The organism is Aeromonas sp. QDB30 (assembly GCF_027707645.1).
In the GTDB taxonomy this organism is placed as follows: domain Bacteria; phylum Pseudomonadota; class Gammaproteobacteria; order Enterobacterales; family Aeromonadaceae; genus Aeromonas; species Aeromonas caviae.
The window spans coordinates 1-25550 of record NZ_JAPCIY010000035.1 but is presented as its reverse complement, the minus strand read 5'-3'; the positions used below and the strand labels follow the sequence as shown (position 1 = coordinate 25550).

Here is a 25550-nt window from a genome sequence, read left to right as displayed (position 1 = left end):
ATGCCACAAATACAAATGACAACGCTTCTCACTTGCTTTGTGGTAGCATGTCCCCGCCCATTTGGGCCCCGGTTTTAGGCTGACAGGCAGGCACGCCCCACAGGGCCCGCCCATCATGGGCCGAGAGTGCCGCCGATTTCACCCATAAGGATGTCACCATGAAGATCTTCTCCCCGCTGGCCACCTTGCTCATGCTGGCCAGCCTGACGGGCTTCCAGGCCCAGGCGGGCAGCCGCCAGGTCATCGATGCCAACGGCCAGCCCCAGAGCGTCCCCGATGCGCCCCGGCGAGTCGTCGTGTTGAGCGAACTCGATCTCGACAGCGCCCTGACTCTGGGGGTGCAGCCGGTGGGCACCGTCAATGGGCGCGGCCAGTCCACCCTGCCCCGCTATCTGCTGGACAAGGCAGGCAAGGAGATCGCCGTGGTCGGGGATCTGGACAACCCCAATCTGGAGACCCTCATCGATCTGGAGCCGGACCTCATCCTCACCGGCCAGACCAAGCCCGAGCTCCTGGCCCTGCTCAAGGAGATCGCCCCTACCGTCGTCACCGGCAACTGGGGCGAGCCCTGGAAAACCGTGTTCGGTCGCAGCGCCGACGCGATGAACCGGGGGGCCGAGGCCAAGGCGTTCCTCACCCGGTATGAGGTCCGCCTGGCAGAGGCCCGCAGCAAGCTCGCCCAGCATCAGGGTGAACAGATGAGCATAGTGCGCTGGAACCCCAAGGGGCCGAGCTACATGCACGGCGGCACCTTTGCCAGCAGCGTGGTCACCGAGATGGGGCTCACCCGACCCTCCCACCAGATTGGCGACAAGAGCCCCCACTCCCCGGCCCTGAGCCTCGAATCCCTCAACCTGCTGGACGGTGACTGGCTGGTGATCGGCACCCTCAGCACCAGCGGGGATGCGGTGGATGCCATGAAGCAGGCCGAGCAGACCCCGGCCTTCCAGCAGCTCGGCGCCATCAAGGGCAAGCGCTTCGGCGCCGTCGACGGGTCACTCTGGACCTCCACCGGCGGCCCCCAGGCGGCCCTCAAGGTGATCGACGACGTCGAGCGCCTGCTGACCAAACCGGATGCCGCCCCCATCGCTCACTAATCCCCCCTCGGTTGACGGCCAACAAGAAGCCCGCATGATGCGGGCTTCTTTTTATCCATGGCTCGGCAAGGCCGTCTACTCCGGCAATGGCAGCGCCTTTCTGTCGAGCTTGCCGCTGCCGGTCTTGGGCAGGGCATCCAGCAGGATGAGCCGCGCTGGCACCATGTAGTGCGGCAGCGTCGCCTGCAGCCCCTTGCGCAGGGCGAGGCGATTGAGGGTCACCCCGCTTTTCGCCTCCACGTAGCCCACCAGCATGGCCTCGTCCCCCTCGCCCACCAGACGCACCGCCGCCTCCTGCACCCCGGCCTGGCGGCGCAGTCCCGCCTCCACCTCGCCGAGCTCGATGCGAAAACCGCGCAGCTTGATCTGATCGTCGCGCCGTCCCAGATAGAGGAAGCGGTCCGCCCCAAGAAGGCGCACCCGATCGCCGGTGCGATAGAGGCGATGGGTGGCAAGGCGCAGGAAGGCGGCGCTGGTCAAGGCCGGCTTGCGCCAGTACCCCTCGCACAGGGCCGGACTCTCGATACAGAGCTCGCCGCACTCCCCCTCTGCCACCGGCTGCCCCGCCTCGTCCAGCACCCAGTGCCGATAGCCGGGCAGGCTGTGGCTGATGGTGATCTGCCCGCCAACCGGCGGCCAGCGCACCTCGCTCACCAGGGACCAGACGGTGGCCTCGGTCGGCCCATAGCAGTTCCACAGCCGCCGGGTGCGGGCACAGAGCTGCTCGGCCAACCCTGAGTCCAGCGCCTCGCCACCGCACAGGGCGGTGAGGGTATTGCGCCCCTGCCAGCCCGCTTTAAGCAGCATACGCCAGCAGGCCGGGGTGGCCTGCAGCCAGTTGATGGAGGAGTCGGCCTCGAGCAGGGCCAGCATCCCCAGGGGATCCTTGTTGTGCTCACCGCCGGCCACCGTCAGCCGGCCACCACCCCAGAGCGGCCCCAGCATCTCCAGCAGGGAGATGTCGAAGGCCGGGGTGGTGATAAAGAGCCAGTGGCAGCCAGGTGAAAGCCCGAGCCGCTCGCGGATCCCGTCGAGGAAGCAGAGCAGGGCCCGCCGGCTGATGATCACCCCCTTGGGCTCGCCGGTGGAGCCCGAGGTGAACATCATGTAGGCAGCCAGGGCGTCATCCACCTGGGGCCAGGAGACCGGCCCTGCCGCTGCCGGCCCATCCAGGGTGCGCAGCGGACAGCCGAAGGCGGGAGCCGGTCTGTCGCCGTCGCAGATCACCGCCGACAGGCGCGCCTGACGGGCGATCCCCTGTAGCCGCTCCACCGGAAAATCCGGTTCAAGGGGCACAAAGGTGAGACCGAGGCGCAGGCAGGCCAGCAGGCTGGCCACCAGATCGGGGCCGCGGGAGAGATAGAGACCAACCCGCTCTCCCACCGCCAGCCCCTGCAATCGGGCGGCAATCTCGCCGACCCTGGCATTGAGCGCGCCGTAGCTGAGCCACTGCTCATCTGATCCGCCCATATGGATGGCGGGGGCCAGCGGGCTGGCGGCCAGACAGGCCGCCAGCCGCGCGCCCAGATTGGCCGCCCCCTCACGGGGGGCAGGCCGGGTTTGCACGAGCGGAGCCTTATGCTTGATGGTCACCGTCATAGCGCAGCCTCCGTTTGGCGTACCAGCCAGTGCCGATAGAGCCGGCTGGGGGATGGATGGGCCTTGAGGGTCTGCAGGGTGAGCTGCGCCCGCTCCTGGCCAAACACCTCGTTGAGGGCCGCCAGCAGGGCGAGCTGCTGCACCGAATCCACCCCGAGTTCACACAGGGTCTGCTGCCAGATGCCGGGCACGCCGCACTGGCGCTCCCACAGGGCCACCAGCACGCGGGCCTCGGCCGGCGGCGGAGCCAGGCCGGGGGCAGCCACTTGTGTGACAGTCGATGGTGTGGCGGCCACTTGCGCCTTCGCCGGGGACGGTGCCGCCACCACGCTGGCCGGTTGGCTCAGATCCGTCTGCGCCAGCCAGTCGAGCTCGGCCAGCCAGTCAGCCAGCACCGCCTCGGCCCGGGCCTCGGGGATCTGCTCGCCATCGAACTCGAGGCGCAGCTGGAGCGTCTCGCCCCGGCTGCTGACCACGAGCGACAGAGGAAGCTCCACCTTCTCCACCACGGTGCCAAAGCGCGGCACCAGTTGGTGGGGTTCGGGGGCGGCAGGGGCCGCCGGCATGGGGTAGTTCTCGAACACGAACAGACTCTGGAACAGGCGCGCCCGTCCTTTGGTCAGTGCCGCCAGCGACTGGGTGCCGTGCTCATTGAGTGCCATCAGGTCGGTCTGCAACCGGGCGATATGCTCGGCCAGGGTCAGCTCGGTGTGCCACGCCAGGGCCAACGGCAGGCTGTTGATGTAGAGCCCGACGCTCGCGGTGATCCCCTCAATGGGGTAATCCCGGCCCGGGGTCACGTTGCCCACCAGGGTGACGGCATCGCCAGAGCGGCGTGCCAGCAGACGGTGCCAGGCATATTGGGCCAAGAGGCCCGCAGTCACGCCAAGGTCGCGGGCACGATGGGCGAGCAAGGTCGCCACCTCGGTCGGCAGCACCGTGGCGCACACCGCCGGTCGCTGCTGGGTATGGCGCCCGCTTGCGCCAGCGTCCAGCGTCACCCCGAACAGGCAGGCGAGATCGTTAGGCTTTGTTAGCAGCTCCTCCCGCCCCTGCCAGTAAGCCTCGGCGCTGCGGGCTTGGCTGGCGATATGGCGGCCAAACTCGAGCCAGGCGGTATCCGGCTCGCCCTGCGGCAGCAGGCCGTTCATCAGCGTCTGATAGGCGCGATGCAAGGAACCCAGCAACACGGGGCCGCTCCAGCCATCCAGCACGCCGTGATGGGCGCTGAAGATTACCTTGTGGTGATCGGGGGCCAATTTGAAACAGGCAAGGCGCAGCAGGGGCGCCTGCTCCAGCGGGATCGGGCGGGCCAGATCCTGCTGGCGGTAGGCCTGGACCCGTGCCTCTGCATTTTCCACCTCTGACAAGTCCTCATAGTGGAATGGCAACTCGGCATGCTTGAGAATGCGCTGCAGCGCCACCCCATCCGCCAGCACCAGTTCGCTGCGAAGGGCCGGCCAGCGGGCAATCTGCCCCTGCCAGGCCTGACGGTAGACCGCCACGTCCAGCGGCTGCTGATAGTCCATCTCGGTTTGCAGGTGATAGGCATGATCCCGGGGCAGCAGCGCCCTGTGATGGAACATGCTCTGCTGAAGAGAGGTCATGGGCAGCAGGGTCTCCACCTCGCGTTCGCTCAGCACCCCATCGAGCGCGGCTTGGGAGAGGCCAAGCCCCGGGAAGTCGCTCGGGGTATGGCGCGGAGCCTTCACCGTGCAGCAGTGCTCCACCAGCGCCGTCAGGTTGTCCGCCAGCCGCGCCATCAGGGCGTCGCTCGCCTGCTGGTTGAGGGCGCCCACCTGACGCAGAGTGAGGCGGCCATCAAACACGCCACCGTGCAGACTGACCAACTCGCGCGGCAGGTTGTCAGAGGAAGTAGGTGCCCCCGGCGCCATCGGCAGGGGTTGCCAGGGTTGAGCGGCCTCGCCTTGATGGCTGACCCCCAGGTAGTTGAAGACCACCAGGGCTTCGGGCAGTGCCCAGCCACGGGGGTGGTGCAGCCGCAGGGCGTTGAAGCCCACGCCCTTGTCCGGCACGGCGCGCAGCTGTTCCTTGGTGGCGCACACCAGCGCATCCCACTCCTTGGCATCCGCCAGCGCCAGCGGGTAGGTGCTGGTGAACCAGCCCAGAGTACGGCTCACGTCCAGTTCAGCATCGATGGCCTCGCGGCCGTGTCCTTCCAGCATCACGCAGTGACGATTGCCGTAACCCAGCTCGCTCAGGGTACGGGTCAGGGCCGCCAGCAGCAGGTCGGGCACCCGGGTAAAGTAGGCCTGGTTGGCGGCGTCGATGAGCCGAGCCGTGGTCTCCTGACTCAGTTGCAGCAGGCTGGCGGTGGCACGGCCATCGGCGGCACGTTGCGCCGAGAGCAAGCCTGACTCGCAGCCCTCCCCCTGAGCCAGCCAGAAGCCAAGCTGATCCTCTTCCCGTTTGGCGTAGGCCGCCAGCCCCTCACCCCACTGGCGATAGCTGCTGCCCTTGGCGGGCAGCGGCTCGCCCCTGCTCACCCGTGCCAGATCTTCGGCCAGGATGCGCCAGGAGACGGCATCGATGACCAGGTGGTGGAAGGCGAGGAAGAGCCCCTCCACCGTCTCGCCCTCGCGATCCCCATCAAGGACGAGATTGCGCAGACGGGCCCAGGCCAGGGTGTGGCCGCTGGCAGGGTCGAGCTCTTCCTGCAGCTCGGTCAGGCGGGCCTGCAGTTCGGCCTCGTCTAGATTGGCGGCATCCAGGGTCGGCAGCGGCGGCAATGGCAGTTCGGCCAGGTAGCGCTGACCGGTCGGGGTCACCGCCAGGCGCAGGGCATCGTGGTGCTGGCACAGGGCATACAGCCAGCCGCGCAGGTCCTCATCGTCCACCCCGGCCGGCAGGCGCAGGATCACCCCCTGGTTCCAGTGACCGGGCTTGGCAAAGCCCTGCTCGAAGAACCAGTGCTGAATGGGGTGGAGCGGGAACTCGCCGGTCAGGCTGCCCTGCTCGCTCCTGTGGCTGATCGCCTGCTGCTGGCCGAGCTGGCGACAGAGGCGGCGCACCGTCTTGGCTTCGAACACGTCTTTCACGCTGCAGTGCAGCCCCGCATCCCGCAACCGGGTGGTGAGCTGGATGCTGAGGATGGAGTCACCGCCCAACCGGAAGAAGTCATCCTCCACCCCGAGGGGCTGCTTGAGCACCCCTTGCCAGATGGCGAGCACGGTCTGCTCCAGTTCGTTTTGTGGCTCGCCCTTGCTCTGCTGCCAGACGATGGCGGGCAGTCGGCGCAAGTCCAGCTTGCCGTTGGGGGTGAGTGGCATCTCGGGCAGCCAGCACAGGCGCGCCGGCACCATGTATTCGGGCAGGCACTCGCCGGCCCGCTGCAGCAGGGCATCGCCGTCGGGCTCCCTTGCCCCGGCCTGCAAACAGGCGTAAGCGAGCAGGCGCCCCTCCTGCACCACCACCTTGATCTGACGCATCGTCGGACACAATTCGGCAAGCCGGGTCTCTATCTCACCCGGCTCGATGCGATAGCCGCGCAGCTTGATCTGCTCGTCTATCCGGCCCAGATACTGGATGTTGCCATCGCGGCGCAGCAGGGCCCGATCGCCGGTGCGATAGAGGCGATGGGTACGTTCCGCCAGCGCCAGCTCGATAAAGGCCTCCTGGGTGCGCTCTGGCAGATTGAGGTAGCCGCGGGCCAGCCCCAGCCCCGCCAAGCAGAGCTCACCGGGCACCCCCACCGGGCAGAGGTTGCCCGCCTCGTCCAGGATCAGCGCCTTCAGGTGGTTGACGGGTCGACCGATTGTGATGGGCGCCCCCGGGGTGAGCCGCGCGCAGAGCGCGGTGACGGTGCACTCGGTCGGGCCGTACATGTTGAACAGCGCCACCCGCTCCCCCCAACGCTCCACCAGGGCGCTCGGGCACGCCTCGCCACCAAAGCCGATGGCCTTGAGGGAACCGAGATCCGCCGGTGGCGGCAGATTCGCGAGCAGGGCGGTCGGCAAAATCATATGGCTGACGCCCCGAGCGATCGCGGCACCGATCACCCCCTCGCCCGGCTCGCCAAAGTGCAGGGCCGCGCCGCAGTAGAGCGGCAGCAGGGTGGTCATGTTGCCAGCATCAAACGAGAGGGACATGCAGTTGAACATGGCCCCACCCTTCCCAAGGGCGATGCGCTCGCCGTGATCCGCCATCAGGTTGACCAGGCTGCCCTGCTCCACCATGACCCCCTTCGGCAGGCCGGTGCTGCCGGAGGTGTAGATGATCTGGGCCAGCATGGCGGCGTCCCGAGGCAGTGCGGGCGTGCTGGTTGGCATCTTGTCCAACGCAAGCTGGTGCAGATCGTGATACTCGGCAGTCGTGCCCGCCAGCGCCTCGCCAAGCCGCGGGTCCGGCACGCCACCCAGCACCAGGCTGATGTCAGCGTCGGTGAGGATATGGGCCAGCCGCTCGGCGGGATAGGCAGGATCCAGCGGTACATAGGCCGCCCCCGCCTTCCAGCAGGCGAGCAGGGCGATGACGAAGGCGACATCCCGTCTGGCCTGGATGCCGATGGCGGCGCCCGGGGTGACGCCGCAGGATTGCAGCCAGTGGGCCAGCCGGTTGGCACGCATCTCCAGCTCGCCATAGGTCAACGATTGCGCGCCGTCGCTGACCGCCAACGCGTCCGGCAACTGAATAGCGCGCCGCTCGATATGACAGAGCAGGGTGTCGCGGCTCGGGTAATCCGGCGGCAGGTCTGCAAGCTCGGCGGCCAGCGCGGCCTGGTCGGTGCCCTCCTCCAGCGGCAACTGCCAGATGTCGGTCTCGGGGGCCGCCACCACGGCGCGCATCAGGTGCAGCAGGCGATCGGCATAAGCCTGGATGGTCTCTCGCTCGAACAGGGCGGTGGCAAACAGCCAGTCCACTCTGACCGAATCCATCAGCTCGGTCACCTTGACCGAGATGTCGGTCTTGGCCGGCAGCACCGGCGAAGTCTCCTCCACCAGCTGGCAGCCGGGGATGAGATCGTTGAAGTCCACCTTGGCCTGATAGACCAGCATGATCTGGAAGATGGGGTTGATGGCAGTAGTGCGATCGGCGCCGATGGCCTCGACCAGCGCCTCGAAACGGTAGAGCTGGTGATCGAAGGCCGCCAGATCCTCCTCCCGGCACTGCTGTAGATAGTCGACAAAGCTGGGCTTGCCGCTAAGTTGAGTGCGCAGCACCAGGGTATTGACGAAAAAGCCCACCAGCGACTCGATCTCGTGGCGCTCGCGATAGGCGAGCGGGGTGCCGATCACCACCTCCTTCTCGCCGCTCTGGCGCACCATCAGCAGGGCAAACAGGGCGTGCAGACCGATGAAGTTGGAGGTGCTGTGGCGCTGACAGAGGCGCTTGAAGCTCTCCCACAGGTCGCTCTCGATGGTGGAGAAGACCAGCTCGCCGCCGCTGTCCTGATGGGCCGGGCGCGGCTTGTCGAGCGGCAGACCGTGCACCTCGGGGCTGCCACCGAGCCGATCGACCCAGAACGGCTTGAACTCGGCGTGATAATCGAGAAAGCGGTCCGAGTTGAACCAGCGGGCATAGTCGATGTAGGTGAGCGGCAGCTCGCTCACCTGCAGAGGCTCGCGGTTCTGATGGGCAAGAAAGGCGCGCTTGAGATCCGCGAACATGTTCTTGACCGACCAGCCGTCGGAGATGATGTGGTGCTGAGTGATTAGCAGCACGTGCTCGCGGCTGCCCAGCCGAATAAGATGCACCCGGCTGAGCTCCCCCTGGGTCAGGGAGAAGGGGCGCCCGATCTCCTCGCGTACCCGCCTGGCCACATAGGCTTCGCGCTCGGCAGCGGGCTCTGTGCTCACGTCCTCTATCTGCAGCTTGAAGGGCGTGTGGGGCAGGATCTCCTGGGCCCCCCTGCCCGCCTCGTCCTTGATGAAGCGGGTACGCATGCTGGGGTGGCGGGCAAACAGGTGGTCGAAGGCAAACTCCAGTGCCACCGTGTCCAGCTCTCCCTTGACGCGAAAATAGACCGGCATGTTGTAGAGGTGGGAGGCCTCCTCGTACTGCTCGATAAACCAGAGCCCGCTCTGGGACGAGGAGAGCGGCCCCTGCCGGGCGCCCTCGGCGGCGATAGGTTCTTCGAAGGCGGCACGGGCCGCCAGGCAGCGCACCAGCTCATCCTTGTGGGCCTTGATGGTGGCACCGATGGCCGGCGTCACCGCCTCCTTGTTCGACTGGGAGATAAGCTGGCCCTTGTCGTTCAGCGCCAGCTTCACTCCCTGCCGTTCCAGCTGTTTCAACAGCAAAATCATATTGTTCATCTGTTTCTCAAGCCTCAGGCACTCAGGGTGGCGCCGCCGTCGACGACCAGATCCTGCAGCGTGATGTGGCTGGCCAGATCCGAGGCCAGGAAGAGGACGGTATGGGCGATCTCCGCCGGGGTGGCGACCTTGCGCAGGGGGATACCGAGCTTGAACTGCTCCGGCAACCCGGCAATGGTGCGGGCCATGGCCTCCTCGCTTGGCAGCATGCCGCGCAGCATGGGGGTATCCGTCGAGCCCGGCGACACCAGGTTGGCGCGCACGCCGAAGGGGGCCAGCTCCAGCCCCACCGTCTGGGTCAGGCTGGTGACCGCCGCCTTGGAGGCGCAATAGGCCGCCATCTGCATGCGCGGCACATGGGCGGCGTTGGAACCGATGGTGACGATGGCGCCGCGCCGCTGCTCCTTGAAGTGGGGCACCAGGGCCCGCAGCAGATAGAAGACGCCGCTGGCGTTGACCGTCATGCAGTCGTGCCAGTCGTCATCGCTCAGAGTCTCGGTGGAGCCGAGGCGCAAGACCCCGGCCCCGTTCACCAGCACATCGAGCCCGCCGTCCGCCAGCAGCGCTGCGCAGCAGGCGTTGACCGCCTTCGAATCGCCGATATCGAGCAGCCGGGTGGCATAGGGGTAGTCGGCTTCGGGAAACGCCAGATCCAGCCCCACCACGATTGCTCCGGCCGCCACGAACTGCGTCGCCACCTTGCGGCCGATGCCGCGCCCGGCCCCGGTCACCCAGACCCGCTTGCCAGTGAAATCAAAGGCCATTGCTTGTTGCTCCTTATCCATCACCACACCATCTCCACGCTCTCTTCGTCCTCGGAAAGCAGGCCGTCAAGGAAACGGCAGAAATCATCGAGGCGCGGGTGATCGAACACGTCGGAGACCTTGACCTGCACCCCGAACTCGGCGCCGAGCCGGTTGACGATCTGGATGGTCTGCAGGGACTGGCCCCCCAGTTCGAAGAAGTTGTCGGCAGGCGCCATGGTGGCGAGCCCCAGGATCTGTTGCCAGATGGCGCCGACCCGGTTCTCGGTCTCGCTGCCCAGGGTCAGGGCTTCGCCGCCCGCCTGGTAGGCGGCCAGCAGGGTCTTGCGATCCAGCTTGTTGGAGCCGGTGCGGGGCAGCTGGTCATAGTGGCGATAGTCGGTGGGGATCATGGCGGCAGGCAGCACCCTGGCCAGCTGCGCCTTGATGACCCGGCTGTCGCGCTCCGACCCCGCCACGAAGGCCACCAGTCGGCGCACGCTGCCGATGCTCACCCCCTGCACGCACGCCTCGTCCACCCCGGGCAGGGCCAGCAACTGGGCCTCCACTTCGCCGGGCTGGATGCGATAGCCGCTTATCTTGAATTCGTTGTCGCGCCGGCCGAGGTAGACCAGCCGGCCGGACACCAGGCGCACCCGATCGCCGGTGCGATAGACGGGCATCAGCTCCGCGCCAACCCGCAAGGTATTGAAGCTGCCTTGTACGCCCCCCACATAGCCGTTGGCCAGCTGCGGGCCGAGCAGTACCAGCTCGCCTTCCTCGGCGGGTTGCTCCCCCGCCCCCAGAATGAGCGCCTGCATGCCGGGCAGCGGCAGACCGATGGGCAACTGGGCCTGGCTCGGGTCTTCCTGTTGCAGCTCCTGAGTGGTCACCACCACGGTCGTTTCGGTGGGACCGTAGGTGTTGAACAGGCGCACATCGGAGCGACCCTGGCGCTGCCACTGGGCCAGCTGCTCGGGGTAGACCGCCTCGCCGCCGATGATGACGGTGGTAAGCCCGGCAGGAATGTGGGCCTGACCCGCCGTCAATGCCACCACCCACTCGTTCCAGAACGCGGTGGGCAGGTCGAGGTGGGTGATCCCCATCTGCTCCACCCCGGCCGCAAAGGCGGGCATGGATTCGAGCAGGGCGTCGGTGCGCAGTACCAGGGTGGCGCCGGCGCTCAGGGTGGCGAACACCTCCTCGATGCTGGCGTCGAAGTTGAAGGGGGCGAATTGCAACATCCGCGCCTCTTCATTCAGGTGATAACGGCAGCGGGCGGCGGCGGCGAAGTGATCCAGCGCGCCGTGGCTCACCGCCACCCCCTTGGGCAGGCCGGTCGAGCCCGAGGTGAACATCAGGTAGGCGACGGCGCGGCCGGCTGTCGGCTGGTTGAGCCGATCATCGCTCACCAGATCCCCCGCCAGCAGGGTGCGCCCCTCAAACAGGCTGGCCAGCTTGTGGCGGTACTCGGCCTGGGTGATCAGGGTCTTGACCTCCCCCAGTCGCAGGATATGGCCCTGGCGCTCCAGCGGCTGCTCGGGATCGAGCGGCACATAGACGGCGCCCGCCAGCAGCACAGCCAGCTGGGCGAAGATGGCCTGGGGGGTGCGGGCCAGCATGACCCCCACCTTGTCGCCGGGGGCGACGCCTGCGGCCTGCAGGGCAGCCGCCATCTGTTCGGATCTGGCCAGCAGCGCCTCGTAGCTGAAGCGGGCCTCTCCCTGCGCCGTGCTCTGAATCAAGGCAATCTTGTCCGGTGTCTGGGCGGCGAAGTGGCAGATCGCCTCCAGCACAGGCCGTGCCTTGATCACTTCATGGGAGGGGCCGGCGATCAGGGCCCTGGCTCGCTGCTCGGCCAGCCAGTCGGCCTTGAGCGTTCCCAGGGTCTGAGCAGGCTCGGCCAGCCAGCGGCCCAGCAGGGCAAACAGGGTATCGGCGATGACCGCCAGCTCTCCCTGCTGGTAGCAGCCGGGGTTGGCGTCCAGATCCAGTCTGGGCTGGCCATCGACGCCGACCTGCACTTCGATGGTGAGATCCTCCACCGGGCCGGCGCTGATGTTGAGAATATGGGCAGATAGCGGCCCGAAGCGGCGAGCGTGATCGAAGGGCATGATGTTGACCAGCGGGCCGAACAGGCGTTTGTCGCCCCCCACCAGGCCAAGGTCGCGGCGCAACAGCTCGTAGCGGTAGTGCTGGTGTTTGCGCACCCCGCGCTTGGCCTTGGCCACGGCGCCGGCGGCCCCCGCCAGACTCAACCCCTCTTCGAGTTCCAGAGCAAGGGGGGTGATGTTCATCTGCATGCAGGGCACGGTCAGCGACGCCGAGCCGATGCGGTTCATCATCATCAGGCCGAGCAGGGTCTTATCCTGGCCGCTCGACAGCGACAGCTGGGCAGAGAGACCGGCCAGCAGCAGATCGGGCCAGCCCAGTTTGTGCTCGTCGGCAAAGCCGGTCAGGGATTGCCAGAGCGCCGCCGGCAGTGGGCGGCTCTCGCGGATAAATTCGGCCGCGATGGGTGCGCGGGTCTCGCCAAAGGACTTCACCTCGGGCCAGCCTTGCAGCTGCTCCTGCCAGAAGGCGCGGGCGGCGTCGTTCTTGCCGCTCTGCTCGCGGCTCGCCTCTTCTGCCAGCACTTCAGCCAACGAGCCGAAGGGGGATGGGGAGTTCATCTCACCGGCCAGCCCCTCTGCATACAGTTCGGCGATGCGCTGGAACAGCAAGGTGGTGCCAAAGCCGTCGAGGGCGATGTGGTGCACGCAGCTGTAGAGATAATCGCGGCCGGGGCCGCGCAGCAGGGCGAAACGGCAGGGTGCCTCTTGGGTCAGCTCGAACGGGCGGCGCAGATCGGCCCAGGCCCAGGCGCGGGCCAGCGTCTCGTCATCGTGCTCGAGGGAGATTTCTTCATAGGCCAGGGGCAGCTCATGCGAGACGAAGCAGACCGCCTCCTTATCGTCTTCGAAGTGGCCCTTGAGCACCTCGCACTCCCCTACCGCCTTGGCAAGGGCCGCGGCCAGCACGGCCGCCTCGACCTTGCCGTCGAAGGCGATGCACTCGGCGGTGTTGAACATCGCCTTGTCGTCGTTCAGCAGATGTCCGGACCAGAGCCCCTGCTGAGGTATGGTCAAGGGGAAGCGGTTCATGGGGTCACCTCCAGCGCCTGGGCTGCCAGCCTGGCCTCGATCAGGCGCCACCAGCCGTTGAGGGTCGGCAACTTGGCGAGATCCACGAAGCCGAGCTCGACCCCGGCGGCGCGCCACTCGGTGAGCAGGGCCATGATCCGCACCGAATCCAGACCGTAGTCGATGAGGTTCTCATCGGGGTCAAACTCATCTTCGTCCTCGTCGATATGACTCAGCAGCCGCGCCTTGAGCCCCTCATACGTCAGCAACGGATTGCTCTGGACGGCAGAAGCGGCAACCGGCGCAAGGGCCAGCACCTCCTCGCAGCGGATCACCTTGCCGCAGCGGGTCGCCACGTAGTCGAGCGCCATCTGGTGGTCGGCCAGGGAGAAGTCCGCCACCCCGTCCGCCAGGAAGAAGGGCTGGATGTCGCGCATGAAGGCGTCGCAGGCGGTCATCATGCAACCGATATGGCCGTAGATGCCGCCGATGATCAGCTGATCCCGCCCCAGCGCTTTGAGCATCTGCTCGAGCTCGGAGCGCTGGAAGGCGCTGTAGCGCCACTTGACCAGCACGGTGTCGTCCCGCTCCGGGCGCAGGGCTGCCACCACCTGCTGCTGCTCGGGCCGTTTGTTGAGCCCCGGGCCCCACATGTCGTTGAGCAGGGCGCGATCCTCAGGGGATTGATCCTTGGGCTGGGCGGTGTAGAAGACCGGGATGCCGAGGGCCTTGCACTGCTTGCGCACGGCGGCCAGGCGCTCGGTGAGCGCCGCGATCAGCGGGCTGTTTTCGCCATAGAAGGCGGTGAAGTACTCCTGCATGTCGTGGATCAGCAGGGCGGCACGTTTGGGATCCAGAGACCAGTTGACCTTGTTGGCCTTCCACTGGCTGGGCATGGCGTAATTGTTCAGAGTTGGGATAGCCATAACGTCATGATTCCTTACTAGTTTTTATGCTGTAGAGGCTGGTTGGCGGCGATGGCGTGCGCAATGCGTGCCCGCAGCCCCTGCTTGTCAATCTTGCCCACCGCCGTCATGGGCAGGGCGTCCAGGGTTTCGAAGCGGTCGGGCAGCTTGAAATCCGCCACTCCGCGCTCGCGCAGAAACTTGCGCAAGGCCAGCGGCTTCAAGGCGGGATCCGTGCTGACAATGAAGGCGCAGCTCTTCTCCCCCATGGCGCTGTCAGGCATGGAGACCAGGGCCGCATGGGTGATGGCAGGGTGGTGCAGCAGCTGGTTTTCCACCTCTTCCGCCGCGATCTTCTCGCCGCCCCGGTTGATCTGATCCTTCTGCCGCCCCACCACGGTGAGGTAGCCATCGGCATCCTGTACCACCAGATCGCCGGAGCAGTAGAAGCCCTCGGCATTGAACACCCGGGCGTTGTGGGCCGGGCTCTGGTAGTAGCCGCGGAAGGTATAGGGGCCGCGGGTGTGCAGGGCGCCAGGCTCGCCGGGGGCAACCGGATTGCCCGCCTCATCGAGGATGCGCACCTCGTCGTCCGGGCTCATGGGGCGGCCCTGGGTGTGAATGACCTTCTCGTCGGGATCAGAGAGCCGGGTGTAGTTGACCAGCCCTTCCGCCATGCCGAACACCTGCTGCAGCCGGCAGCCGAGCAGCGGCCCAATCTTGCTGGCCACCGCCTCCCCCAGCTTGGCGCCGCCCACTTGCAGCAAGTCGAGGCTCTCGAGTTGGGTGCGCGCGGTGGGGTCCGCTTCCGCGGCCTGCAGCCAGAGGGAGACCGCCGGCGGCACCAGCGAGGTGAGGTTGACCCGGTGGCGGGCGATCAGCGGGAAACAGCTGATGGGGCTGGGGTCGGGGGCGAGCACCACGGCGCCACCCGCCTCGAACACCCCCAGGGCGCCAGGGGAGCTCAAGGGAAAGTTGTGGGGCGCCGGCAGGGCGCACAGATAACGGGTATGGGAGCCGAGGCCACAGATCTCATTGCTGCGGCGCACGCTGTAGTAATAGTCGTCATGGGTGCGCGGGATGAGCTTGGGAGTGCCGGTACTGCCGCCGGAGAGCTGGAAGAAGGCCACCTCGTCCGCCGGGGTCGGGGCAAAAGAGACGGATGGGGAGCTCCCCTCATCCCCCTCGCCGAGCCAGCGAGTCAGCCCCAGCTCCCCACCATCGCCATCCAGCAGCACCAGTTCGGCGCCGATGCTTGCCAGCAGCTCGCTCTCGCGACCCTTGCTCGCAAACAGCGGGTGGGTCAGCGAGCCGACAAAGAGGCGCGGTGTGATCTGCTCGGCATAAGAGAGGAGCTCCAGCCGGTTGTGGCTAAAGAGCGCGTTGACCGGCGCAATGCCGGCCTTGAGCAGGGCAAAGAACACCAGATAGAACTCGGCCACATTGGGGAGCTGCACCAGCGCGGTATCCCCCACCCCCAGGCCGTGGCGGGCCAGATTTGCGGCCAGCCGGCTCGAGGCGGCGTCCAGCTCGCCATAGCTCAAGCGCCGCTCGCCGCAGAGGATGGCCTCGGCGTCGGGGGCCAGCTCGCACTGACGCGCCAGCATGGCGGTCAGCGGCTCGCCGCGCCAATAGCCCTTGGCGCGGTACAGCTCCGCCAACTCTTCGGGCCAGCGGGTATAGGGCAGGAAGTGGTTGAATTGGCTCATTGCGCCACCTCCGAACTCAGGCCCAGGGCTTCCAGATTCGGCTGTCCACTCTGCCAGCCCAGATATTGAAGCTGGGTCATTGCGCCACCTCCAAATCCAGGCCCAGAGCTTTGAGCATGGTCCCCAGCTTGGTGCCGGTCTCGGCCCACTCCATGGCGGGATCCGAGCCCGCGACGATACCGGCGCCGGCAAACAGCTCGACCTGATGCCCATCGAGCACGCCGCAGCGGATCACCACGGCCCACTCACCGTTGCCCTGGCTGTCGCACCAGCCAACGATGCCGCTGAACAGGGCTCGCCGGAAGGGCTCCTGCTCGCGGATGAACTGGCGGGCCAGATCGGTGGGATAGCCGCACAGGGCCGGGGTGGGATGCAGTTGGCAGGCCAGGGAGAGCACCGACGCCTCGCCGCCATTGAGCCGGCCAGCGATGGGAGTGCCCAGATGCCAGAGGGTATCCGTGCTCATCAGCGAGGGATGAGCGGGGATCGCCAGCTCGCGGCAGTGGGGGGTCAGCACCCGGCGGATCTCGTCGATCACCAACTTGTGTTCATGCTGATCCTTGCGAGAAGCCAGCAGATCCCTGGCCACCATTTCGTCTTGCGCCGGCTCGCTCACCCGTCTGGCGGAGCCCGCCAACGGATGGGTGAACACCTCTCCCCCGTTGACCCGCAGCAGCAGTTCTGGGCTAGCGCCCAGCAGGCGGCGACCCTGGCCGAGCGGCAGGGAGAAGTGGAATGCGTGGGGATTCTGGGCCATCAAACGGGCCATCACCTGCTTAGGGTCGGCGGGCCGGTGCAGGGTAAGGGTGAGTTTGCGCGACAGCACCACCTTGGCGAGCCGACCTTGTGCAAACACATCCAGCGCCGCGCTGACCGAGGCCTGGAATTCGCTGGCCGGCGGGGTGCTCTGCACCGAGATGACCCGGTTGGCCTCGACGGTCTGCTCCACTTCTGTCGCCGGTGTCGGCTCTATCGGGGCCAGTTTCTCGCCCCGCTCATAACGGCCGGGCACATAGAGGCAGGAAGCCTCTGCCGGATCAAACGCAAAAGCACCGATGAGCAGGGGGTTGCTCTGGCCGGCAGCCCTGGCGGCATCGAGGGCCAGGGTTATCTGCTGTGCCAGCAGGGGCCACTCGCAGGCGGGGGTGGTGATGGGTTGCCCCAGGTCAGTGGCACTGATCGTGCCCTGACACGAGGTAAACAAGAAATCAGGCGACATCTTCGCCTCGGCAGGTGCGCCATTTTCCATTACTCGAGTCTTCACGTCATACCCTCAAAGAAGATTCAAAATGATAATGATTATCAGTTTGACTTTGTGCGGCGGTAAAATACTCGCTTTGAAATCGCGGGGTCAATGGGATTTTGCATCGTTAAAACAGGAGCTTGTCTGTGGGTATGTCGGGGATGACGCCAGGGCGGGCCTGCTGGCGGTGAAGGGAAACAGCTACTCGAATGAAAACGGATTGCCATCCCCATATGGGGGATGCGACAGAAACCGGACAGGGCGGCCCCACTGGCGGCCAACCCGCTTTGCCTCTAAGATGGCGCCACCTCTTGTGACAGCCCCGAAAATGGAACCCTCCCATGTTGAAACACCTGCTTCTGCTCCCCTTCGCCCTGCTGCTGGCGGCCTGCTCGCTGACCCAATACAGCGTCAGTGAAGGAGAGATCAACCAGTACCTCAAGGAGCGAGTCGCCTTCGAGAAACAGCTGGGGATCCCCGGCATCATGTCGAGCAAGATCCGACTCGATGACATGCAAAGCCGCATCGGCCGCAGCCAGGCCGACAAGGTCGAGCTGGATGCCGCCGGCGAGCTGCAGGTGGCGAGCCCGCTGGGCAGCCAGCAGATGAAGATCCGCCTCTCCCTGCGGGCACGCCCGGACTACGTGGCCGAACAGGGCGCCATCTATCTGCGCGATCTCGAGCTGCTCTCCGTCAAGACAGAGCCAGCGGACGTGGGCACCGCCCTCTCCCCGCTCTTACCCACCTTCAACCAGTCCCTCTCCCTGTTCCTCTCCCAGACCCCCGTCTACCGGCTCGATGGCAGCCGCCAGAACGAGGCGCGGATCAAGGAGAAGGTCGAAGCCCTCAAGGTGGAGCCGGGCCGACTGGTCATCCCCTTCAAACTGATGTGACACCTGCCGCCGCGCCTCTCCTCTTCACCCCACCGGGGCGCGGTTTTTTTCTTCTCAAGCCCCGCCCTTTGCCCCATAATGCACACCATTCTCATTTAGATTCATGAGAAGCGTCATAATAAAATCAACAATATGGTGAGAAGGACATGAGAAAAACCGTACTGGTGCAGGCGATCGCCTGCGCACTCCTCAGCAGCGCCGCACAGGCTGCCGTCAAGGTGGAGGACAAGACGTTCAACACCGCGGCCAACATGCTGGCCTACACCGAATTCGAGCTCTCCGGCGAGCCGCTGGCCGAGGCCCTCGGTCTGGATCTGGATGTGCTGGACGCCAACCGCGCCGACGAGCCGACCCCGTTCGACTTCGCCGCCGGCATCGAATCCTATGAATACTCCGAAGAGGCAATGTACGCCCTCAACTACCAGTCCGGCATGGGCCCCCATCTGGTAAACGGGCCGCAAAACCAGGCCCGTGGCGGCACCCTGGCCGACCTGGGCAAACGGGTACTGGCCATGGCCGAGGCCGTCGGCTTCCCCGCCGATGAAATTCCTCAGGGCATGTATCCCCTCTCCCTGCCCTACGCCTCCGCCAACCCGGAGTTCGCCCAGGCCGTGAACGCCACCCCGGTCAACGGTGACCAGATCACCATCAAGACCGCCAAGGGCAACGAGAAGAGCGTCAAGACCCAGGTCCCCGCCTACTTCCGCGACTACGCCACCCTGCGCTGGAGCGGCAGTGACAACCTGCTGGTCCCGGCCGCCGTGGGCGGCATCCTGCTCAAAGAAGTGATGTGGTCCCAGGACTTCCTGGGCGGCATGCACGTGGCCGAGACCGATGAAGAGGTGGAAGCCGCGTCCGCCACCATGGATCAGGACGGCAAGCACAAGCTGGGGGTTTCTGCCGCCGACGGCTTCAACGGCATGATGCTGACCGAGCAGTCCATCGACAAGCTCGCCATCCTGCAAGGTCAGCTCGGCTTTGACGGCAAGACCCTGGGCGCCAAAATCACCCCGCAGTACGATCCGGCCAAGGGGGTTGTCTACTTCCCTCATCAGGTGAAAGTGACCGAGACCAGCAAGAACGACGCCGGTGCCATCGGCAAGCTGGAGGTCGTGGACGGCTCCGCCCAGTTGCGCGACGCCTGGATGCTGCTGTGGCCCCTCTCCGAGTTCTACGCCTTCAGCGATCAGCGCACGGCCAACACCAACCAGAACCCGGCCTTCCACGCCGTGTTTGATGGTGCCCCGTTCGCCGCCGCTCCGGCTGCCAACCAGACCAACGATCTGGGCAAGGCGGTGGCGGGCAGCGATGCCTTCTCCCTGGCCCTGAACCTCTCCAACCTCACCTTCAAGAACCTGCAGGCCCTGCACTTCGAGCCCAAGGCTGGCACCCTGGTCGACAGCTGGCAAGCTGGCAAACAGGCCGGGCACGTCACTACCTTCGACGCCGCCTACGCTCTGGTCGCCCTGCAGATCTTCCAGCGCGCCCAGGATGCGCTGCCGGTGGGTTACGCCGCCGGTGACAATGGCGAGCTGAACCTCAAGACCCCACAGGGTGAGCAGGCGATCGCACTGGTCCGCAAGCAGGCCGATTTCATCCTCGCCAACCTCAAGGGCAAGAATGGCCTGGTCCATGACGGTCTGACCCTGGGCGGCAAGCTTGACGCCGGTCAGTCCATCGACGCGCAGTTCGCCGCCATCCGCGGCCTCACCGCCGCCTTCCTGGCCACCTCGGATGCCAAGTACCGCACCGCGGCACGCGAGCTCTTCATCGCCGCCGACAAGGCCTACTTCAATGCCAAGGCCGGTACCTGGCTCGCTGGCAAGCAGGGTGAATACACCCCCTGGACCCAGGCCGCCATCTCCGGCGCCCTGCGCTCTGCCATGCTGAACCTGCGCAACGAAGGGGCCGAGAAGGCACCCGAGCTGGAGCTGGCACAGCTGACCCAGCGCTACGTGAGCTGGTTCCGCGGCACCGTCAACGGCGGCATGCAGATGGCCGAGTGGATCGGCGACTCCGGCGAGAACGTCATCGAGGGTGCCGGCAGCGACACCGACGAAGATGGCGTCCCGCAAGTGACCGCCGCCGGTGGCAAGCATGGCACCGCCATGGTGATGGCCGGCAAGGCCCTGGTCAGCGAGAAATAAATCGACCACCAATAGAAAGGGAGCCCAGGGCTCCCTTTTTTTGTCTGTGTCGACGAGGTTAGCCGAGCTTGGCCAGCATCGGCTTGGTCACCAGCACGATGCCCTGCTCGGAGCGGTAGAAGCGGCGTGCATCCTCGTCCGCATTCTCCCCCACCACCAGGCCGTCTGGCAGCTTGCACCCCTTGTCCACCACCACCCGGCGCAAGCGGCAACCAGCCCCGATCTCGACCCCTGGGAAGATCACCGCCTGATCCAGGGTACAGAAGGAGTGGACCCGCACGTTGGTGAACAACACCGAGTTGAGCACGAAGGAGCCGCTCACGATGGAGCCCCCCGCAAACATGGAATTGATGGTCATGCCGTGCTGGCCGTTTCTGTCCTGCACGAACTTGGCCGGGGGCGACATGTTCTGGCTGGTCCAGATGGGCCAGTTCTCGTCATAAATGTCGAGCTCGGGCACCACGGAGGCAAGGTCCATGTTCGCCTCCCAGAACGAATCCAGGGTCCCCACGTCGCGCCAGTAGGGTTTTTGCCCCTCCTTGGCCCCGACACAGGACATGTTGAACGGGTGGGCAAAGGCCTTGCCCTCCCCCACGATGCGCGGGATCACGTCCATGCCGAAGTCGTGCTTGGACTCCTGGTTGTGGATGTCCTCTTCCAGCAACTGGTAGAGGTACTCCGCCTCGAAGATGTAGATGCCCATGGAGGCCAGCGAGCGATCCTCGCAGCCCGGCATGGCGGGCGGATTGGCCGGTTTCTCCACGAAGGCGCGGATCTTGCGTTGCTCGTCGATGTCCATCACGCCGAAGGCCGATGCCTCGCAGCGTGGTACCTCGATACAGGCCACCGTCACCTTGGCACCGAGGCGCACGTGATCCAGCAGCATGGCGGCGTAGTCCATCTTGTAGATGTGATCCCCCGCCAGCACCACGATGTACTTGGGACCGTAGTCACGGATGATGTCGACGTTCTGGTAGATGGCGTCTGCGGTGCCGCGATACCAGTGCACCTCGTCCACCCGCTGCTGGGCGGGCAGCAAGTCGATGAACTCGTTCATCTGGTAGCGCAGGAAAGACCAGCCCGATTGCAGGTGGCGCAACAGACTGTGGGACTTGTACTGGGTCACCACACCCACCCGGCGGATGCCGGAGTTGATGCAGTTGGAGAGCACGAAGTCGATGATACGGAATTTGCCGCCAAAGTGGACGGCGGGCTTGGCGCGGTTATCGGTCAACTGCTTCAGGCGGCTGCCCCGTCCCCCTGCGAGCACCAAGGCCATACTCTGATTCAATAGTTGCCGTGCTTTGGCGGTGTCTACGGGTTCTAGCAACATATCTACCTCTGCTCTGTTGGGGCTGTTTTCAACCCATCTTCGCTTTTTTTACAGGCCATGAAAGTGTTTTCACTCACATTTAGTTGCATTCCGCCGGCGCTTTATCGTGGAGTTGCGTGAGTACTCATGTTTTGCGCCAGCGACTTGGTTAGAATTTCTACATCATGAACATCATCAAGGATGAAACGATGTTGAATAAACATGAGGGAAACCTGCTGCTGGTCAGCGCACTGGTCTGCATTCCCATGCTGCTGTTACAGGGAGTGCTGCTCGCCCCCCCCGCCTCACCGCTCACCCTGCTGCTGGTCCTGATGACCACCCTGACGGGATTCGCCCTGCTGCTCTTTCTCACCCACAGCGTGCGCCGTGGGGAAAAGGCGAGGCAGGAGCAACGCTGGCTGCTGGCGCTGCAGCAGCGGGATCCCGCCATGCTCGACAGCGTACAGGCACAAACGGCTCTGCGCCAGCTCCTTGCGTCCTTCAATGAGGCCGAGATCGATGCCCACCGCCAGATCACCGAGTTGCACAATCAGGCGACCCGGGACGAGATGACGGGCCTTGGCAACCGCCACGCCTTCCGGCGCGATCTGACCGAGCTGCTGCAACAGGAAAACACCCAGACCGCCATCCTGGTGCTCATCCGCGCCACCGAGCTCGGGACCCTCAACGCCCAGCGCGGCTTCCAGTCCGGGGATGCCTACATCCGGGACATCGCCGCCCTCATCAGCCACACCGTCAACCGCTTCCCGGGCCACCGGGTCTATCGCATCTCGGGGGCCGATTTTGCCGTCCTGCTGCCCCCCCTGGCCCAGATCCCGCCCCATCTGCTGGGACGGGATCTGAAGCTCGCCTTCGATCGCTATCAGCACGATCACGAGCTCGAGAGCGCCGCCTACTCGGGCATGACCCGCCTGAGCAGCGAGCAGAAGATAGAGGCCATTCTGGCCCGGGCGGATCTCGCGCTGGCCCGCGCCCAGACGGAGGTGGTCAATGGCTGGGCCATCCAGCAGAACGACGAGGTGGTCGAGGTGCAGGGTCAGCATCACTGGACCCAGGTGCTGACCGAGCTGCTGGAGCAGGAGAGCGTCAGCTTCACCTGCCAGCCCATCCAGCCCCTGCATCGCGGCATGCTCGCCTACCACGAGATCTATCCCCGTTTCAGCAGCAGCGACGGCACCGTGCTGCCAAGCGATACCCTGCTCGCCATGGCGCAGCGGCTGGACATGGTACTGCGCCTGACCCAGATGGTGATCCGCCATGTCATCCGCCAATACCGCGCCTTCGGAGGCCACAACAGCCGATGGGGTCTCAATCTGCCGGGCTCCCTGCTGCAAAACAGCGCCTTTCTCATCTGGCTGGATCACCAGTTGCAAAAAGACCCCGACATCGGGGCCAATCTGGTGTTCGAGCTCGACGAGGAGCACCTGGAGCGCAACCTGACCGGGTCCAGGCGGCTGTTCGAGCTGCTCAGGCGCCACGGCAGCCGCTCGGCCATCTGCAACTTCGGCAAGGGGATCGGATCCTTCAGCCTGTTTCGCGAGCTCAAACCCGACTACATCAAGCTGGACCCCGGTCTCATCACCGAGCTGGAGCAGGATCTCACCAACCAGCAGTTCGTGCGGATGATCGTCGACGTCTCCCATCGCATGGGCTGCCTGGTGATCGCGGAAGGGGTGGAACAGATAGGCCAGAAGCAGATGCTGCAGAGCATGTATGTGGACGGCCTGCAGGGCTATCTGATCGCCCGACCCCAGGAGCTGGGGCCGGAGATCGGTCAGATGGGGATCTTCACGGAGACGGTTTCAGCTTCAACAGGGTCAGAATGATGTCGTTGAGCTGGCGATAGCGCTCCAGCTCCTTCTGATCGTAACGGGTCGCCAGCATGGTCGGGTTGTGGCGATGCTTGAGGTAGCGGTTGATCTGCAGGCGGTTGAACCCGGCCACCTTGTAGATCTGGCCGAGCAGGGCATTGAGCTCGTCGTCCGCCAGCCCGGCCCGGGTCAGGTAATCGGGTTGGGACGGGCTCTCCTGGCGGGCCGTGACCTTCTCCAGCTGGCCACGCTCCTGCAAATAGGTGAGCCACTGCTCCACGTAGAGCGGCTTGCAGCCCCCCAGCAGATTGAAGTACCCCACGGCATCACAGCGGCACCCGCTCAGCAGCACCAGGGCCAGCTCGTCGCTGTCACACTGAAAGCTCACCGGGCCGCTCTGGCTCCAGTCCAGCGCCTGCACCTGGATCCTCCCCTGCGCCCCCGCCTTCGTGGTCACGTCAAAGACAAACATGGCACCTCCCGATCGGCAAAGGGTTGATGATGACCCATCCCCGGGATGGGTGCAAAGGCAAATCGCCTTTTCATGGCCCATGGCGGCCATAAAAAAACCGGCCCCCGAAGGGGGCCGGTTCATCACAATCCGGCAGGACGGCAGACTCAGGCGTCCAGTTCCACCAGCGCCTTGGCCAGCTCGATGGGCTCGAGCTCCTGGCCTTCCAGATCGGCGTTCCAGTTCGGGCCGACCAGCACGTCATCCTCGTCCAGATCGTTGATCCAGATGTCCAGGAACTCTTCGAGCTCGATCACTTCCGGCTCGTAATCCGCCCACTCGTCCACGCAGTGCAGGCGGGCATCCCCTTCGGCGGACCAGAGCGGCATCACGTCCGCATCTTCGAACTCGGCGGAGCGGCACACCACCCAGTCTTCACCGTAGCGCAGACCCCACACCTGACCCGACTCGCGGACTTCTTCGATGAACAGCTGGAAATTGGCGTCAAGATTGTCAGTTAGTTTGCTCATGGGGTCTCTCTCTTGCAAAGCAATGGCAGGCTGTCGGCCAGGGCTGGCCGAGAATGGGGCAGATGGTGTCCCAAAAGCCCCCCAGACTCAAGCCTTATCCCGAAAAAGCGGGGAGAAAGGCCGTCAGATGCGATATTTCGCCACCAGGGCCCCCAGCTCGTCGCAGGCCAGCGCCAGTTGCCCGGATGCCTGCTCGGTCAGCCGGTTCTGGGCCAGGGCATCCGCCGCCAGTTGGGTGATGGCCACCAGCCGCTGGTTGATCTCCTCCGCCGCCCGGCTCTGCTCCGCCGCCGCCGTGGCAATCTGCCCATTCATCGCAGTAATGGTGTGGACGGATCCATCGATGGCATTGATGGCGACATCCGCATCGCCGGCCCTGTCCGCCGTCGCGCGGGAGAGCTGCTGTAATTGGCTGATGCCGCTGACCACCTTGCCGGCCCCCTCCTGCAGCCGCTGGATCATCTGCCGGATCTCGTCGGTGGAGCTGTGGGTGCGGGTCGCCAGGGTACGCACCTCGTCGGCGACCACCGCAAAGCCGCGCCCCTGCTCCCCGGCCCGTGCCGCTTCAATGGCGGCGTTGAGGGCCAGCAGGTTGGTCTGCTCCGCCACCCCGCGAATGACGTCGAGCACGGAGCCAATCTGCTGAGTCTCCTGCTCGAGGCGGCTCACCGCCTGTACCGTCTCCACCATCTCGTCCGCCAACTGGCTGATGGACTCCCGGGTCTGGACCACCACCTCGCGGCCATGCTGGGCCAGATTGAGGGCCGAGTCCGCCGCGTCGGCGGCCTGGGCCGCGTGCTGGCCCACTTCGCGGCTGCTCACCGTCATCTGCTCCATGGCGCTGGCCACCCGCAGGGTATCCTGCTCCTGGCCGGTGACGATGGCGCCGGTACGCTCCACCACCTCGGCCAGCTGGTGGGCATGCACCCGGTTCTGATCCGCTATCTGCTGGCTGCGGGCCACCAGCTGCGCCATCTGGCTGGCAAAGAGGTTGAAGTTGATGCTGAGCTGGCTCAGCTCGTCACGCCCCGACTCCGGCAGACGTACCCGCAGATCCCCCTCCCCCCTGGCGATGTTGCCAAGGGCCGAGACCGAGCGGGAGAGGGGCACGACGATGCTGCGCACGATGAGGCCGACCACGGCAAACAGCAGGAGGGCCAGCACCAGCCCGATCCCCAGCAGGGTGTGCAGCACCTCCCGGTACTGGGCCTCGACGTCGTCCACATAGACGCCGGTGCCGATGATCCAGTCCCAGGGGGCGAAGCGCTTGATGTAGGAGATCTTGCGTACCGGTTCGTCCACCCCCGGCTTGGGCCAGTAGTAGGCCACCTCCCCCGCGCCCTGGGCCCGGGCCAGATCGGCGAAGGCGACGAACAGCCTGAGCCCCTGCTTGTCCTCCACCCCGGAGAGATCCTTGCCGTCCAGCTCGGGTTTCATGGGGTGCATCACCATGGTGGGGTGGCTGTCGTTGATCCAGAAGTAGTCATCGTTGCCATAACGCAACCCCTTGATCAGCGCCAGCGCCTCGGCCTTGGCGCTCGCCTCGTCCAGCTCCCCCTTGCGCACCCTGGCTTCCAGCCCCGCCACCAGGCTGTAGGCAGTCTCTACCTGAGCCTCAGGGCGGGATCGCACTTTGTTAATGAAATTTGAACAGGCAGATCGTCTGTGATCTAATCGCGTCTCCATGCAGGA

The 25550-nt window shown here is 65.5% G+C and carries 15 protein-coding genes; 4 read left to right on the top strand and 11 right to left on the bottom strand.

From position 1 onward, the window contains the following. Positions 1-158: 158 nt before the first annotated feature. The gene (locus PG896_RS12070) at positions 159-1097 is read left to right on the top strand and encodes an ABC transporter substrate-binding protein (protein WP_201872569.1); all 939 of its coding nucleotides are present in this window, start codon (positions 159-161) and stop codon (positions 1095-1097) included. A 75-nt stretch (positions 1098-1172) separates the two neighbouring features. On the opposite strand, the gene amoH is transcribed toward PG896_RS12070, so the two are convergent. The 7 genes from amoH to PG896_RS12035 all read right to left on the bottom strand — a co-directional run bounded on the left by amoH (position 1173) and on the right by PG896_RS12035 (position 16699). After that, positions 1173-2696 carry an amonabactin biosynthesis glycine adenylation protein AmoH gene (gene amoH / locus PG896_RS12065; protein ID WP_103243277.1) on the bottom strand — a complete coding sequence of 508 codons (1524 nt, stop codon included), beginning with the start codon at positions 2694-2696 and terminating at the stop codon, positions 1173-1175. Beyond that, positions 2693-8971, bottom strand: coding sequence for an amonabactin biosynthesis non-ribosomal peptide synthetase AmoG (amoG, locus tag PG896_RS12060; RefSeq protein WP_270835754.1), 6279 nt, complete (start codon positions 8969-8971; stop codon positions 2693-2695). The genes amoH and amoG overlap by 4 nt, the downstream gene beginning before the upstream one ends. A 14-nt stretch (positions 8972-8985) precedes the next feature. Next, a complete protein-coding gene (gene amoA, locus PG896_RS12055; RefSeq protein ID WP_041212930.1) occupies positions 8986-9735 on the bottom strand; it encodes an amonabactin biosynthesis protein AmoA in 750 nt (249 codons plus the stop codon). Between the two features lie 20 nt (positions 9736-9755). Next, complete coding sequence (gene amoF, locus PG896_RS12050; RefSeq protein ID WP_270835753.1) at positions 9756-12857, bottom strand: amonabactin biosynthesis non-ribosomal peptide synthetase AmoF; 3102 nt, start codon at positions 12855-12857, stop codon at positions 9756-9758. Beyond that, positions 12854-13762, bottom strand: coding sequence for an amonabactin biosynthesis bifunctional protein AmoB (gene amoB, locus PG896_RS12045; RefSeq protein ID WP_041212928.1), 909 nt, complete (start codon positions 13760-13762; stop codon positions 12854-12856). The genes amoF and amoB overlap by 4 nt, the downstream gene beginning before the upstream one ends. Before the next feature lie 17 nt (positions 13763-13779). Further along, positions 13780-15450 (bottom strand): (2,3-dihydroxybenzoyl)adenylate synthase, encoded by a 1671-nt coding sequence (locus PG896_RS12040; RefSeq protein WP_270835752.1) that lies wholly within the window; start codon positions 15448-15450, stop codon positions 13780-13782. A 76-nt stretch (positions 15451-15526) separates the two neighbouring features. After that, positions 15527-16699: an isochorismate synthase gene (locus PG896_RS12035; protein ID WP_234917531.1), complete on the bottom strand. Its 1173-nt coding sequence runs from the start codon at positions 16697-16699 to the stop codon at positions 15527-15529. 335 nt (positions 16700-17034) lie between these two features. On the opposite strand from PG896_RS12035, the gene PG896_RS12030 reads away from it, so the two are divergent. After that, entirely contained in the window at positions 17035-17586 is a 552-nt protein-coding gene (locus PG896_RS12030) for a lipoprotein (protein ID WP_039038906.1), read from the top strand. Between the two features lie 146 nt (positions 17587-17732). Beyond that, entirely contained in the window at positions 17733-19733 is a 2001-nt protein-coding gene (locus tag PG896_RS12025) for a hypothetical protein (RefSeq protein WP_042863724.1), read from the top strand. Between the two features lie 58 nt (positions 19734-19791). Here the strand turns inward: PG896_RS12025 and glgC are convergent, their stop codons facing one another. Next, positions 19792-21066 (bottom strand): glucose-1-phosphate adenylyltransferase, encoded by a 1275-nt coding sequence (gene glgC, locus PG896_RS12020; protein ID WP_039038908.1) that lies wholly within the window; start codon positions 21064-21066, stop codon positions 19792-19794. 188 nt (positions 21067-21254) lie between these two features. Here glgC and PG896_RS12015 point away from each other — a divergent pair, with 188 nt between their 5' ends. Next, complete coding sequence (locus PG896_RS12015) at positions 21255-22892, top strand: EAL domain-containing protein (protein WP_270835751.1); 1638 nt, start codon at positions 21255-21257, stop codon at positions 22890-22892. Here the strand turns inward: PG896_RS12015 and PG896_RS12010 are convergent. The 3 genes from PG896_RS12010 to PG896_RS12000 form a co-directional block, all read right to left on the bottom strand. Further along, positions 22855-23349 carry a hypothetical protein gene (locus tag PG896_RS12010; protein WP_010674428.1) on the bottom strand — a complete coding sequence of 165 codons (495 nt, stop codon included), beginning with the start codon at positions 23347-23349 and terminating at the stop codon, positions 22855-22857. The genes PG896_RS12015 and PG896_RS12010 overlap by 38 nt on opposite strands. Before the next feature lie 146 nt (positions 23350-23495). Beyond that, positions 23496-23858: a DUF2750 domain-containing protein gene (locus tag PG896_RS12005; protein WP_010674427.1), complete on the bottom strand. Its 363-nt coding sequence runs from the start codon at positions 23856-23858 to the stop codon at positions 23496-23498. Between the two features lie 123 nt (positions 23859-23981). Beyond that, positions 23982-25490: a methyl-accepting chemotaxis protein gene (locus PG896_RS12000; protein WP_270835750.1), complete on the bottom strand. Its 1509-nt coding sequence runs from the start codon at positions 25488-25490 to the stop codon at positions 23982-23984. Positions 25491-25550 lie beyond the last annotated feature (60 nt).